This is a genomic window from Micromonospora sp. NPDC049301 (genome assembly GCF_040678715.1).
Taxonomy (GTDB): Bacteria; Actinomycetota; Actinomycetes; order Mycobacteriales; family Micromonosporaceae; genus Micromonospora.
Genome location: NZ_JBFAQO010000004.1, coordinates 523,186 through 536,735 on the forward strand (window position 1 = coordinate 523,186; position 13,550 = coordinate 536,735).

General features: G+C 70.2%; 13 protein-coding genes. 6 read left to right on the top strand and 7 right to left on the bottom strand.

Going from position 1 to position 13,550, the window contains the following annotated elements; all coding sequences use genetic code 11:
* The first annotated feature begins 449 nt into the window (after positions 1–449).
* From AB0K07_RS15340 to AB0K07_RS15360, 5 genes are all read left to right on the top strand, one after another.
* Positions 450–1,568 carry a tyrosine-type recombinase/integrase gene (locus AB0K07_RS15340; protein WP_363755404.1) on the top strand — a complete coding sequence of 373 codons (1,119 nt, stop codon included), beginning with the start codon at positions 450–452 and terminating at the stop codon, positions 1,566–1,568.
* A complete protein-coding gene (locus AB0K07_RS15345; RefSeq protein WP_363755406.1) occupies positions 1,565–1,888 on the top strand; it encodes a helix-turn-helix transcriptional regulator in 324 nt (107 codons plus the stop codon). The genes AB0K07_RS15340 and AB0K07_RS15345 overlap by 4 nt, the downstream gene beginning before the upstream one ends.
* Positions 1,885–4,158: a hypothetical protein gene (locus AB0K07_RS15350; RefSeq protein WP_363755408.1), complete on the top strand. Its 2,274-nt coding sequence runs from the start codon at positions 1,885–1,887 to the stop codon at positions 4,156–4,158. Before AB0K07_RS15345 ends, AB0K07_RS15350 begins: the two co-directional genes overlap by 4 nt.
* Before the next feature lie 130 nt (positions 4,159–4,288).
* The gene (locus AB0K07_RS15355; protein WP_363755410.1) at positions 4,289–4,861 is read left to right on the top strand and encodes a winged helix-turn-helix domain-containing protein; all 573 of its coding nucleotides are present in this window, start codon (positions 4,289–4,291) and stop codon (positions 4,859–4,861) included.
* 17 nt (positions 4,862–4,878) lie between these two features.
* Positions 4,879–6,165 carry an MFS transporter gene (locus AB0K07_RS15360; RefSeq protein ID WP_363755412.1) on the top strand — a complete coding sequence of 429 codons (1,287 nt, stop codon included), beginning with the start codon at positions 4,879–4,881 and terminating at the stop codon, positions 6,163–6,165.
* Positions 6,166–6,486: 321 nt separating this feature from the next.
* On the opposite strand, the gene AB0K07_RS15365 is transcribed toward AB0K07_RS15360, so the two are convergent.
* From AB0K07_RS15365 to AB0K07_RS15385, 5 genes are all read right to left on the bottom strand, one after another.
* Positions 6,487–7,278: an ABC transporter permease gene (locus tag AB0K07_RS15365; RefSeq protein ID WP_363755414.1), complete on the bottom strand. Its 792-nt coding sequence runs from the start codon at positions 7,276–7,278 to the stop codon at positions 6,487–6,489.
* The gene (locus AB0K07_RS15370) at positions 7,275–8,237 is read right to left on the bottom strand and encodes an ATP-binding cassette domain-containing protein (RefSeq protein ID WP_363755416.1); all 963 of its coding nucleotides are present in this window, start codon (positions 8,235–8,237) and stop codon (positions 7,275–7,277) included. The genes AB0K07_RS15365 and AB0K07_RS15370 overlap by 4 nt, the downstream gene beginning before the upstream one ends.
* An 11-nt stretch (positions 8,238–8,248) precedes the next feature.
* Positions 8,249–8,914 (bottom strand): DUF4097 family beta strand repeat-containing protein, encoded by a 666-nt coding sequence (locus tag AB0K07_RS15375; RefSeq protein ID WP_363755418.1) that lies wholly within the window; start codon positions 8,912–8,914, stop codon positions 8,249–8,251.
* Positions 8,915–9,493: 579 nt separating this feature from the next.
* Complete coding sequence (locus AB0K07_RS15380) at positions 9,494–9,958, bottom strand: HNH endonuclease (RefSeq protein ID WP_363755420.1); 465 nt, start codon at positions 9,956–9,958, stop codon at positions 9,494–9,496.
* Positions 9,959–10,055: 97 nt separating this feature from the next.
* Positions 10,056–10,790, bottom strand: a complete 735-nt coding sequence (locus AB0K07_RS15385) for an SDR family oxidoreductase (RefSeq protein ID WP_363755422.1) — start codon at positions 10,788–10,790, stop codon at positions 10,056–10,058.
* A 144-nt stretch (positions 10,791–10,934) separates the two neighbouring features.
* Here AB0K07_RS15385 and AB0K07_RS15390 point away from each other — a divergent pair, with 144 nt between their 5' ends.
* The gene (locus AB0K07_RS15390) at positions 10,935–11,420 is read left to right on the top strand and encodes an Rrf2 family transcriptional regulator (RefSeq protein ID WP_363755424.1); all 486 of its coding nucleotides are present in this window, start codon (positions 10,935–10,937) and stop codon (positions 11,418–11,420) included.
* Between the two features lie 6 nt (positions 11,421–11,426).
* Here the strand turns inward: AB0K07_RS15390 and AB0K07_RS15395 are convergent, their stop codons facing one another.
* A complete protein-coding gene (locus tag AB0K07_RS15395; protein ID WP_363755426.1) occupies positions 11,427–12,980 on the bottom strand; it encodes a glycosyltransferase family 39 protein in 1,554 nt (517 codons plus the stop codon).
* A 59-nt stretch (positions 12,981–13,039) separates the two neighbouring features.
* On the bottom strand, positions 13,040–13,528 hold the full coding sequence (locus tag AB0K07_RS15400; RefSeq protein ID WP_363755428.1) for a hypothetical protein: 489 nt from the start codon (positions 13,526–13,528) through the stop codon (positions 13,040–13,042).
* Positions 13,529–13,550: the final 22 nt, after the last annotated feature.

The following is a 13,550-nucleotide window of genomic DNA, read 5'->3' on the forward strand; positions in this document are numbered from 1 at the left end:
GTCAGTGCCTCGATGGTGGCACGTACGGCCGGCCGGGTCTCGGTCCGTCGCGATACCCGAGCCCAGGTCTAGTACGGCGCCGGGCGCCGCTGCTCTCGTCCCCGCGGATGCCGCGCCCCGGCGCTGTCGCCCACCCGTGGCCGCAGCCGCTGCCCGCATCGTGGTCCGGCCAGCTGGACCGACCCGAGCCCTTGCCGTAGTGCAGGTCGACCCGGCGGTGGTGGCGGAGATCGACGCCGATGTGGCGTTCGAGCACCAGCGGTGGCGCCAATGGGTGCGGTATGCGAGGCACCGGGCGGAATTGGATGCATCTGATGTATCCATCTGGACGCCCGACAGCTTCCAGCCCTGATCGTAGAACCGATCCTTGAGGGCTTTCTTCTTGCAGGAGCAGGCAGCGGCGCGTCGTCCGGCAGCGGTGCCTCAATGTTGGGTTAGATGCAACGGTGATGGCGAGTCGGGTCGATCTTCCCGGTGCTGCGCATCTCGTGCTGGCAGGCGAGGTGGCGTACCTGGATCCGCCTGCGGCGGTGTCCGAGGCGATGCTGGACGGCTGGGCCCGCCAGCAGCGGGTGCGGTTTCTGAAGTCGGACACCATCGGCCGGCGGCTGGAGCTGGTACGGCGGCTGTTTCGCTTCTCGAACCTGTACCCGTGGCAGTGGAGCGCCTCCGACGTGGAGGCGTTCATCGACGGGCTACGGTCCGGGCCGCGGCCGATCGTGGTGTCGACGGCCCGGGGTTATCTCGCCGACCTGCAGATGTTCCTTGAGTACGCCACTGACGCCCGGTACGGCTGGCCTGCGGTGTGTGTCGAGCGTTTCGGTGAGGCGCCGCAGCAGGTGCTGGGCGAGTGGAACACGGTGCCGCACACCGACGGGTTCGAGGGGCAGCCGGGCCGCCGGCCGTTGACCTACGACGAGGTGCAGGCATTATTCGACGCCGCGGATGGGCGGGTCGAACAGATCCGTAGCACGGGCCGCAAGGGAGCGTCGGCGGCGCAACGCGACGCCGCGCTGCTCAAGACGGTGTACGCCTTCGGATTGCGGCGCCGGGAAGCGTGGGGGTTGGACGTGGTGGATCTGCGCCGGAACCCGAAGGTGCCGGCTTTCGGCCAGTGTGGCGCGGTGATGGTGCGGTGGGGGAAGTCCTCGCGTGGCGGTTCGCCGAAACGGCGCACCGTGCTGCTGGTGCCGGAGATGGATTGGCTGGTGCCGGTGCTCGAGCAATGGCTGACGGAGGTTCGCCCGAGGTTCGCGCCGGGTGCCCATCCCGCGTTGTGGGTGACCGAGCGGCGGGGCAGGCTGGCCTGGCGTGGGATCAACGAGGCGTTCGTCGCCGCCCGGGAGGCGGCCGGTCTGGATTCGGCGCTGGATCTGCACAGCCTGCGGCACTCGTACGTGACACACCTAGTCGAGTTCGACTACCCGGAGCGGTTCGTGCAGGAACAGGTCGGGCACGCCTACGCCGCCACCACCGCGCTGTACACCAGTGTTTCCGACGATTACCGCAACCAACTTCTCACTCGCGCGTTGCGGGACCGTGGCGGAATCCTGTGGGAGACGACGTGATCAAGAAGATGGGCGTCGCCTGGCAACTGCGGCTGCGGATGGCCGAGCGTGACATGTACTCCACCACCGATCTGGTGCCGCTACTGGCCGAGCGCGGAGTTCGCCTGTCTCGAGAACAGGTCTACCGGCTGGTGACCGCGCCGCCGCAACGGTTGAGCATGGACGTCCTCGCCGCGCTGTGCGACATCCTCACCTGCACACCGAACGACCTGATCACCGTCGAGGTCGTCAACGCCCAGGTCGCCAAGGAGGCCGGCGCGGCAGGTGGGCCTCCGCCGCCGGTGCAACGCAGCACCATCCGACGACCCCCGGCCTCGTGAGCACCAGCCCGGCCGCCGCCGCCCGCGCCCGCATCGTCGCCGTTCTCAGCACGCTGCCGGGCCTTGACGATACGCAGGCGCTGCAGGTGCTCACCGACGTCAACGCCCACCGGCACGTCGCGCTGCGACAGGTGGACGCCTACCTGAGCAGCCACCCCGACGCGCTGACGACCGCGCCGCCGGACGCACCGGTGGGCTTGTTCCGACTGCTACGGCGGCTGGAAGCGGCCGGCATTCCCGTCCAGGTGCCGGTCTGCGCGAGCTGCCGGCAGCGGCGCAGCAACCTGCCCGAACGTGATGCGGCGGGCCAGCGGATCTGCCTCGGCTGCGCCGCGGACGCGCGCAGGAAGACGTGCTCGCGGTGCGGCGAGCTCAATCGGATCGCGATGATCGACGAAGCGGGAGCGGTATGCGATCGGTGCTATGCGCGCGACTCGGCGCGGTACGAGCCGTGCGCTAGCTGCGGTCGTGACCGGCGGGTCGACCACCGGCGTGCGGACGGCAGCGCCGTCTGGAACGCGTGCCATCGCAAGCCCCTGCACCGCTGCTCGGATTGCGGCACGCCGGCGCCGGCCAGTGCTCGAACCCCGGGCGGGCCGGTCTGCTCCCGCTGCTACGAGCGCAATCACCGGCCTCGTCGGCAGGGCTGCTGCGGCCGCTGCGGGGAGCTCGGCGTGATTCAGGTCCGCGGCTGCGGCGGCACGCCGGATCTGTGCCAGCGGTGCAGCCGCGGCGAACGAGCCAGGTGCGCCGGCTGCGGCGAACTGCGGTTTTGCACCGGCGTGCGGACCGAGCGACCGCTCTGCTACCAGTGCCGCCCCGTGGCCGTTGCCCTATGCGCCCGCTGCGGCCACGACCGCAGGATCGTGATCCGCTGGCCCCTTGGCCCGGTCTGCCGTTCCTGCTACCGACGGGCACGCAGCCACCCAGCCGAATGCGCCCGCTGCAAGCAGACGAGGGTCCTGATCGGCCTGGACGCCCAGCAGCGAGCGGTCTGCGGGCCGTGCGCCGGGGCGGAACGCGACTACCTGTGCCGGCAGTGCGGCGGCGGGGAAGAACGCTTCCGCGACGGACGATGCGTGCGCTGCGTGACCCGCCAGCGCCTCGAAGAGCACTTCAGCGACAACGACGGCGACGTACCCGCAGCGCTGACACCTGTGGTCGAGGCGCTCGCCGCCGCCAGGCGACCCCGCTCAGTTCTCCAGTGGCTTCGCAACCCCGCCAGTGGCGCCCGACTCTTGCAGGTGCTGATTCGCGACGGAAGTCCCATCGAACACGCGACCTTCGACGCGCTTCCGGACCGTCCCAGCGTGATCGCATTGCGGCACATGCTCGTTCACCTCCGCGTCCTGCCAACACGAAACGAGCACCTGGAGCGGCTACCCGGCTGGCTGAACCGCCTACTGGCAACCGTCCCCAACGGCCACCGAGGCCTGGTACGCCAGTACGCAGTCTGGTCGGAACTGCGCCGCGCCCGCCGCCGCGCCGCCCGCCGACGGTTCACCGAACTCAGCGCCCGCCACACCCGCATCAAGATCACAGTTGCAGTTGGGCTGCTGACCTGGCTCGACCACCACAACCTCACCCTCGACGCCCTCACCCAACCCGACATCGACCGCTGGCTCGACGACGGGGGCAGCTACCAGATCGCTGGCTTCGTGCGGTGGGCCCGCCGCCAAGGACTGATCGGCGACCTACACGTCCCCTACCCGCAGCATGGCGAACCGCAGATCACCATGAGCGACGACAGGCGATGGAATCTGCTCACCCGCTGCCTGCAAGATCTCACCATGCCCGTCGACGTCCGCGCCGCCGGCGCACTGCTGCTGCTCTACGGACTGCCGCTGACCCGGCTCATCGAGCTACGCACCGACCAACTCACCGAGGAATGCGGGCGCCGCTACCTCACCGTCCAGGCCCACCGAGCGATCATGCCGCCCGCACTCAGCCAGATCCTGGATGCCCTGCCCGCACGACTACCGACGGACGCCCTCGTCTCGACCGGAACACCCGGCTGGCTCTTCCCAGGACGACAGGCGGGAAGACCTGTCTCCGCCGGAGGAATGCGAACCCGCCTACGACGGCACGGCATCGAGGTCCGGCCCGCACGCAACGCCGCTCTGATCTGGCTGGCGGCCGAACTGCCCCCAGCCGTCCTCGCCGACGTACTCGGCATAAGCATCAGCAGCGCCGTCGGGTGGGCACGCCGAGCCGCCCGGGACTGGACTCCGTACCTGCAGGCACGCGTTCGTGTACGTCCTTCGTCTTGATCGCTCACCGGCGGCTACGAAAGAAGCGACCGGTTCCGTTTCGTGCGAACCGAGCGCAGCGGCAGCGCCTCCAACGACACTGCCGAGATTCAAGCTGGCCAAGAAGTGTTGGCCAAGATATGTTGGTCCGATGTCGTCCCGTCCAAGGCAGATCACCGACCCGCAGGCGCTGCGCGCGCTCGCCCATCCCATTCGGCTCAGGCTTCTCGAGCTGCTTACCGTCGACGGTCCGGCCTCTGGTCGGAAGCTGGCCGACCGGACCGGCGAGTCCACGGCATCCATCAGCTATCACGTCGGCCAGTTGGCCAAGTGGGGCCTCGTGGAGCCCGCGCCCGAGCTGGCAGAAGGACGCGAGCGACCGTGGCGAGCAACCAGCCGAGGCATCACCTGGACAGCGACCGGTGACGGCTCGCCGGAGTTCGTCGCCGCCTCCCGGGCACTGCGAGAACAGTTCATCGCCCAGCGACTCGTCGCCCTGGACTCCTATGAACGCCACCAGGACGACTTCGACACCGCGTGGCAGGAAGCGGCATGGGTCGGCAATGACTTCGGCTACCTCGACCCCGAAGAACTCGTCGAGGTCACTGAGCGAATCAAAGCCGTCATTGGCGAGTACACCGCCGCCACCCGGCCCCGCCGGCCGCACGCCCGCCGGGTCGACTTCTTCGGATACGCCGTCCCCGCCCATGACGGCCCGAGCTGATGCTGCATACACCAGGCATGCTCGCCCTATTCGTCGCGAAGCTGCTGTCCACCCTCGGCTCCTGGCTCACGCTCTTGGCGCTGCCATGGTTCGTCCTGGTGACCACTGGCTCGCCGGTGAAGATGAGCGCGGTCCTGGCCGCAGAGTTTCTCGGCGTCGTGGCACTGGGTCTGCCCAGCGGCAGGGTCGTGGCCCGGCTGGGAGTACGGCGCACCATGCTGATCTGCGACGCGGCGCGCGCACCGCTGATGGGGTTGATTCCACTGCTGCATCAGGCGGGATGGCTCAGCCTGCCGGCCCTGCTTGTGGTCTCGTTCAGTCTCGGTGCGTTCACCGCTCCGTATGTCTCTTCACAGCGGCTCATCCTGGCCGACCTCCTCGGCCCAATACGGGGCACCGACGAGAAGCTCCTCGCCCGGGCCAACAGCCTGATCGACGGTGCGACCAGAGTTGCCGCCCTCGCCGGGCCCGCCCTCGGCGGCCTACTCATCGCGCTCCTCGGACCAACCCAGGTGCTCTGGATCGACGCCGGCACGTATCTCATCTCCTTCGTCATCCTGGCCCTCTTCGTCCGGCCGCCCGCCACTGTCGCAGCCCGCACGGACAGTGAGTCCGCTCGTGCGAGCGACGAGCAGGCGGCCATGTTCGCGGGTCTACGCCACGCGCTGCGCCATCGAGCACTTCGACTCTTCGTGCTCGCCCAGACATTGGTGACCATGTCGGTCCCCGCTGTGTTCATCTGCCTGCCGGTGCTGGTGATGGACGACCTGGGAGGTGACCCTCGAACGTTGGGGCTCCTCACCGCGGCGAACGGCGCCGGCCTCGCCGCCGGCAGCCTGGTGGCCGTCACCAACCTGGGTCGGATGAACAACACCGGCCTCACCGGAGCCGCCATGCTGCAATGCGCCCCGCTATGGCTGTTACTCGTCGATCAGGCGTTCGCAGTGGCCGGCGGACTGTTTCTGGTCGGACTGGCCACGCCGTTGCTAGCCGCAACTGTCAACACCCGCGTCACCCTGCGCACCCCGACACCGATCCGACCTCACGTGATGACCGCAGTGGCGACGGTCGAACACTTCGCAGCGTTCGTCGGATACACCGCCGCCGGACCGGCGCTGCTACTCAGCGGGCTACGCACAGTCTTCGCCGTGATAGCAACCCTGGCCGCTCTAGGCGCGACCACCTTCGCCATGGCCCTACGCGCCGACCACTCGTCACCGACCGCGCCGAGTCAGCGCACTCCTGGATCCGGGCGACACCGCCACACATCGGAAGCTACAGCCGGGACGGAGCGCCATCCCTGACCGAGCTTCCTGCCGGCCTTGGCCGCGGCAAGCCAGAATCCTAACGTTGGCGCCGGCGAATACAGCAGATAACAAATACCGCGCACCGCCAGGTTCCCGCTCGGACATGTCGGTCTACGACGTGCCGCTGCTTCTCGGCGAGGGCGGAGACCCGGGGCGCGATTTCGCACTGCTCTTGCCGGCCACCGCGCGACCGAGGATCAGAGTACTGACAAACCATGTCACTTTCACTGACACTTTCGTGTCACTCAACAACAGGGGCGGCGTACGCCGACGTGGTGTCGGCGTGCGCCGCCCCTGTCGGCGACAAGCTGCGGGAGGTTACCTCGGGTCGTTGTTGAACTTCGACGTCGACCAGAAGTAGCCGAGCACCGCCAGACCCAGGCACCAGACGACCGCGAGCCACCCGTTGTGGCCGATCTCGCTGCCGAGCAGCAGGCCGCGCAGGGTCTCGATGGCGGGCGTGAACGGCTGGTACTCGGCGACCGGCTGGAGCCAGCCGGGCATGGCGTCGACCGGGACGAAGGCGCTGGAGAGCAGCGGCAGCAGGATCAGCGGCATCGCGTTGTTGCTGGCGGCCTCGGCGTTCGGGCTGACCAGGCCCATGCCGACCGCGATCCAGGTGAGCGCCAGGGCGAAGAGCACCAGCAACCCGAACGCCGCGAGCCACTCCAGGACGCCCGCGTCCCTGGACCGGAAGCCGATGGCCACGGCGACGGCGCCCACCAGGACCACGCTCAGGACCGACTGCAGCACGCTGCCGACGACGTGCCCGACGAGCACCGAGCCGCGGTGGATCGCCATCGTGCGGAAGCGGGCGATGATGCCCTCGGTCATGTCGTTGGAGACCGACACCGCGGTGCCGATCACGGTGCTGCCGATGGTCATCAGCAGGAGGCCCGGGACGATGTACGCGACGTACTCGGAGCGGTCCGCGCCGCCGCCGATGATGCCCGAGCCCATCGTGTCGCCGAACACGTAGACGAAGAGCAACAGCAGCATGATCGGGGTGAGCAGCAGGTTCAGGGTGAGCGACGGGTAGCGCCGGGCGTGCAGGAGGTTGCGGCGCAGCATCGTGGACGAATCGCGTACGGCGAGGGAGAGGGAGCTCATCGGACGGCCTCCTTGGGCTGGTGGGGGACGTTGGCGCCGCCGGTCAGGGCGAAGAACACGTCGTCGAGGTCGGGGGTGTGCACGGTCAGCTCGTCGGCCTCGATCGAGGCCGAGTCCAGCCGGTCGAGGATGGAGCGGAGCTCGCGCTGGCTGCCGTCGCTGGGGATCTGCAGCGCGAGGGACTCGTCGTCGCGGGTGGCGTCGTGCAGCGCGAAGGCCGCCGACTGGTACGTGGTCGGGTCGGTGAAGCGGAGCCGGACGTGCCCGCCGGGGATGAGGCGCTTCAGCTCCTTGGCGGTGCCCTCGGCGGCGATCTTCCCGTCGTTGAGCACGGCGATCCGGTCGGCGAGCTCGTCGGCCTCCTCCAGGTACTGGGTGGTGAGGAAGACGGTGACGCCGTCGGAGACGAGCTCGCGGATGATCTGCCACATGTTGTGGCGGCTGCGGGGGTCGAGGCCGGTGGTCGGTTCGTCGAGGAAGATGATCCGCGGGTTGCCGACCAGCGTCATGGCGAGGTCGAGGCGGCGCTTCATGCCGCCGGAGTAGGTGGAGGCGGGCTTCTTCGCGGCCTCGGTGAGGTCGAAGCGTTCCAGCAGTTCGGCGGCGGTGCGCTGACCCTCGCGCTTGGACAGGTGCTGCAGGTCGCCCATGAGGAGCATGTTCTCCGCACCGGTGATCAGGCCGTCGACGGCGGAGAACTGGCCGGTCACGCCGATCGCGGCGCGTACCGCCTGCGGTTCGGTGGCGAGGTCGTGGCCGCCGACGCGGATGGCGCCGGAGGTGGGGCCGGGGGAGATGAGGGTGGAGAGGATCTTGACGGCGGTGGTCTTGCCGGCGCCGTTCGGACCGAGCAGGGAGAAGATCGTTCCTTCGGGGACGGCCAGGTCGACGCCGTCGAGCACGACCTTGTCGCCGTAGGACTTGCGCAGGTCGTTCGCTGCGATGGCCAGGTTGGTCATGTGTCTGCTCCTCAGAGGCTGCGGGCGACGATGTCGCCGTAGGCGGTGGTCGCGTGGATGGTCAGGTCGGCGACGCCTTCGGTGTTCATGAGCGCGTTGTGGATCCGGCCGTAGCTGGTGCCGGCGTCCAGGGAGGCGGAGACGCCGTGGGCGGCGCCGACCGACACGTCACCGGCCTGGGTGCGCAGCACGAGCGTGCCGCGCACGGCCTCGGCGATGCGGATGTCGCCCTTCGCGGTGCTGATCTCGGCGGGGCCGTTGAGGCGGCCGACCACGACGTCACCGGCGAGGGCGGTGAGGCGGACGCTCGCGGCCTCGTCGAGCTCGATCGCGCCGTGGGCGCCGTCGAAGGCGACGTCGCCGAACCGTCCGACGGCCCGGAACTCGGCGCTGGCCGCCTTCACCTCCAACCGGGAACCGGCGGGCAGGTGGACGGTCACCTCGATGGATCCGGAGCTTCCGAGGATCTGGTTCTTCGTCGAGGCCTCGATCCGCAGGACGCCGTCGCGGTATTCGACGCTGGTCTGCTCCGCGACCTTCACGTCGCGGCTCTTCGACGCATCGGCGGGCAGGACCTCGACCGTGGTGTCGGCCCGGTCGGCGGCGATGAACTGGACGCGCCCCGCGGGGATGTCGAGGACGGCGGAGATCGGGGTGGGGGTGTCGAACGTCTGCATCGTGCTCTCCTCCTGCGCATGCTGTTTCTGACATCGGAAACGCTACGTTGCCTTCAGCGGTCCGGCAACAGGTCCGTTGCACAGAAATGGCTTCACCGCAGGCCAGACCATGAATATCGTTGCAACGGAGCTCGTTCTAACGCAACGATGACCAGGGTCCCCCGTTGCATTGGAATGAGTGTGAACGCTATGTCCGGCTTCGTCGACATGAGCGCGTACCGCTCGCCGGCGCCGGCGTCGTGATCTCACCGGAGTTCCGGTTCCTCGTCGGCTTCGGGCGGCCCGGCGTCGCCGCCGGGCCGTACGTCAAGTTGCGCGCCAGCGTCGGTGTGGCCAATGGGTCCGCCCTCGGCGCTCCGTTGGTCCGCTGCCGCCGGGTCGACGTGGTCCTCAAGGGAGGAACCGGGGGGCTCAACATCAGTGGGGAGCTGGCCCAGCTGATCAGCAGCCGTCTTCCCGGCCGGCCGCCGGTGAAGCTCGACCTCGAAGCCGAGGTCCTGCGGACGATCACGGAGCGGACGCAGACGATCCCCGACGTGCCACTCTGCGTCTCCTGGCGCCTGCGTCGCCGCCGCGCCGTCAGCTCACCCGCCCGTGACTGGCGCGCGCCGCGGCAACCTCCGCGGCCTGGCGCGCGCGCCAGCGCTGCTGCGCCGCGCTGTTGCACAGGCGGCAGACCCTGCGGTACCGACCGGTGTCGGGGTCGATCTCCCGCTCGTGCCCGTGTCGACAGCGCGGCTGCTGAGCGCGGCTGCGGCAGTTGTCGGCATGGCTGACCTGCCGCAGGTGGGTGGGCTCGATGCAGTCGGCAGCGCCGCAGAGGTGCTGCACCCTCAGCTGCGGGTCGTATCCGCCCACGAAGACCACGTACGCCGCGATGTGCGCCCAGGCCCGACCGGCGAGCTTCTGGTGGACGCCCCGCCGCTCTCCGTAGCCACGCACGATCAGGCAGCCGTCGTCCCGGCGGACGGCCCGATCCAGCAGGTACGCCCGCAGGCTCTCCTCGGTGAAGTGTCGGGACAGGCCCCTCAGCTGCGACAGCACGGCGCCAGGTTAGGCCAGCCGGCGAGGTACGTGCGGACGCCGGTGCGCTGCGCCCGGACTGGTGGGCGCAGCGCACCGCGGCGGCCTGCTGATGGGGCTAGCGCCCGAGCCACTCCCGGTAGGCGGTGGGCGCGATGACGGCGTCGTCGCGGGCGATGAGGACGTCGCCGGGCACGGCGGCGAACATGCCGGCGCTGTCGTCGGTGACGATGCTCCGCTGGTCACCGCGGGCCGCGAGGGTGATCCTGCCGAGCTCGACGAGCGGAAAGACATCCGGGCCGGCGATGTTGCGGACGCCCTGGAGCGGGGCGCCCATGCTGACGTCGGCGACGGCCTGCGCGACGTCGGCCGAGGCGATGGGCTGCACGGGGGTGGCGGGCAGGCGGACGCCGCTCTCGTCGGAGGTCCAGGAGATGACCGCGTCCATGAATTCGAAGAACTGGGTGACGCGAACGATGGAGTACGGCACGGGGCCGGCCTTGAGGATGTCCTCCTGGAGAACCTTGGCGCGGTAGTAGTCCAGGGCGGGGACCTGGTCGACGCCGACGATGGAGAGGACGACCGCGTGGCCGACGCCTTCACGCTGGGCCGCGGCCAGGAGGTTGTCCATGGTCGTCTGGAAGAAGGCGGGCGAGGCCTCGTCGAAGGTCGGCGAGTTCGTCAGGTTGACGACCACCTCGGCGCCCTTGAGTGCCTCGGACAGGCCCTGCCCGGTGAGGAGGTCCACCCCGGTGGACTGCGACAGCGGCACCGCCTCGTGCCCTGCCGCCTGCAAGATCTTGACAACCTGTGAACCGATGAGGCCGGTTCCACCCAGCACGGCGATCTTCATGCCCAGCACACCTTTCCTGCTGATGTAGCTCCCTGGGGCCAGGTGTCCGGCCGCGTCACTGAAGCCGGCAACTCGGACTCCCCTTGTCCGAGAACTATACTCGGACAGCAAGAGTCCGAGTAGCGGGGTGGCTAGGGTGAGGCGATGAGGATGTCCGGCGGGGTCGAGTGGGCGCTGCACTGCTGCGTCGTCCTCACCACCAGCAGCAGGCCCGTCCCGGCGGCCAAGCTCGCGGAGCTGCACGACGTCTCCGGCAGCTACCTGGCGAAGCAGCTCCAGTCGCTCGCTCGCGCCGGCCTCATCCACTCCGTGCAGGGCAAGTCCGGCGGCTACGCCCTGACCCGCGCTCCGGAGAGCATCACGTTGCTCGACGTGGTGCGGGCCGTCGACGGTCCCGGGCCCGCCTTCGTCTGCACCGAGATCCGCCAGCGCGGCCCGTTGGCGACGCCGGCCACCGCCTGCACCAAGCCGTGCCCGGTCGCCCGCGCGATGTGGGGAGCCGAGGAGGCGTGGCGCCGGGCGCTCGCCGCGGTCACGATCGCCGATCTCGCCCGGGACGTCGGCACCGACTCCGGCCCGGAGGCACTGCCCGCGGTACGCGCCTGGCTGACCGGCGCGAACGACAGCTGACCGCCGTCAGCCGGCGTGGCGTACCTCGGTGTCCCAGATCTGCGCCCACGGACGTCGCAGCCCACGGCAAACGAAGATCGGGCCGCCGTTCTCGTCGTTGTCGATCTCGACCCGCTGGTCCACCCGCCCGGCGAGCGCGCACTCGTCGAACCAGGCGTTCAGCGGGTCGGGGCGTTCCCAACCGACGACGATCACCACATCGGCGTCGGCGGGTGGCCGGCCGAAGTCGACCATGCTGTTGTGCCCGGAGTGGGCCGGCGGAAGACCACGGGCCGGGCCGTAGCGGGCCAGCGCCCCGGCCTCGCCGTAGTTGCCGGTCAGGACGACCGCGCGGGAGCGCTCCTCGGGTGGCAGGCCACGGTGGACGGTGGCGACCGAGTCGACGAACGCCGGCCAGCCGATGGTCTCGCCGGCGTCGTAGTTGACGTCGAGCACGAAAGCGGGCAGCCGGTCGGCGGGCAGCACCGGCAGCAACAGCACGACGGTCGGCAGAAGGAACGGCACCGCCGCCAGCGCGAGCAGCCCCCGACGCAGCCGGACGGCGCCGCGCGACGCCCAGGCGGCGGTGACCACCGCGCCGGCGGCGGTGAGGACCAGCAGCAGCGGCGCGTCGTAGTAGCCCTTGCCGCCGGCGATCAGCACGATGCCGACCACCACCGGCCAGGCCCAGCCCACCGCCCGGTACGCCCGCCACGCTGGCCGGCGCAGCAACGCGACGAGGCCGGCGATCCAGATCGGCACCGCGTACGGGCTGATGATGACGAACTGGAGGGTGAGCGCGTCGAGGCGACCGCTGTAGGAGCTGTCGCCGCCGGAGATCGACGCGGCCACACCGAGCTGCGGGAAACCGTTCGCCGCCTGCCAGATCAGGTTCGGCGCGGCCAGCAGCGCGGCGACCCCGGCGGCGGCGAGGACCCACCTGTCGCGCAGCAGCCGACGTGGGCCGGCGATGGCCACCCCGGCGATCAGGCCCACGGCCAGCAGCGCGGGCAGCACCTTGTTGAGCATGCCGACGCCGAGCGCCACCCCGATGCCGAGCGCCCAGCGGCTGTCACCGGTGCGCAGCAGCCGCACCGCACACCACGCCGCGACCAGCCAGGCCAGCAGGTCGACGGTGGTGGTGCTGAGCAGGTGGCCCCCGGCGAGCACGATGCCGGACAGCGCGGCGAGCAGCGCCGCGAAGCTCTGCGCGCCCCGGCCGGCGCCCAGCTGCCGGGCGATGGCGGCGACCAGCAGGACCGCGCCGCCGGCCATCAGCGCCGACGGGGTACGCAGCACGACCAGACTGCCCGGCGCGATCGTGTCGAGCAGCCGGGCCAGCGCCGGTACCAGCGGCCCCTGGTCGACGTAGCCCCAGTCGAGGTGCCGGCCGCAGAGCAGGAAGTACAGCTCGTCACGGTGGTAGCCGTAGCGGCCGGCGAGCACCAGCAGCGTCACGCTGGTCGCCGCGGCCACCAGCCACGGGCCGAGCGTGCGGGGGCCGGGCGTCGGTGGCCCCGCCGGCGGGGACGTGGGGGCCGGCTGGTGGGGACGGTCGGTGGCGGTGCCGGCTTCGCTCACGCAACCATCATCACCGATTCGCCGCGCTGCTCACGCCCTCCATCCGGCTGCTTCGGCCGTCAGCGCCCGGTCCGGCAGTGGGGGACCGCTGCGGCGCGAGTTCCACCAGCCCGCTCGTTGCTGGCCAACGCGACGTCGACGAACGCCCCGACGCCGAGCTGCGCGACGTCCGCCAGCTGGGCGATGAGCAGTAGTCGATGCCGAGTGCGTTCCGGTTCGCCGGGTAGGTCGGTGACCGGCGTTCGGCGACCGCCAGGGAGCAGTGCGGCCAGCAGCTTCCGGTCCACTGTCGGTAGCCAGTCCTCGGAGTGGTCGACCTGCGCCGCCAGCCGTGACCACCGGTCCCACCCGTCCGGGTCCAGCTCCTCGACGAGCAGCCCCGCGGTGTCCCTGAGGACCTGCTGCGCCCACGCGTGGGGCAGCCGCAGGAGGCGGTCGACGGACATCTGGAACTGCCCGTGGTCCTTCTGGTGGAGCGCCCGCACCCCGGCCACCACGGCGCTCCACAGCTCCTGCTCTGCCGGTGTGGGCAGCTGCCACATCATCATCTCCTCTCCGTTGCCGGGCAGA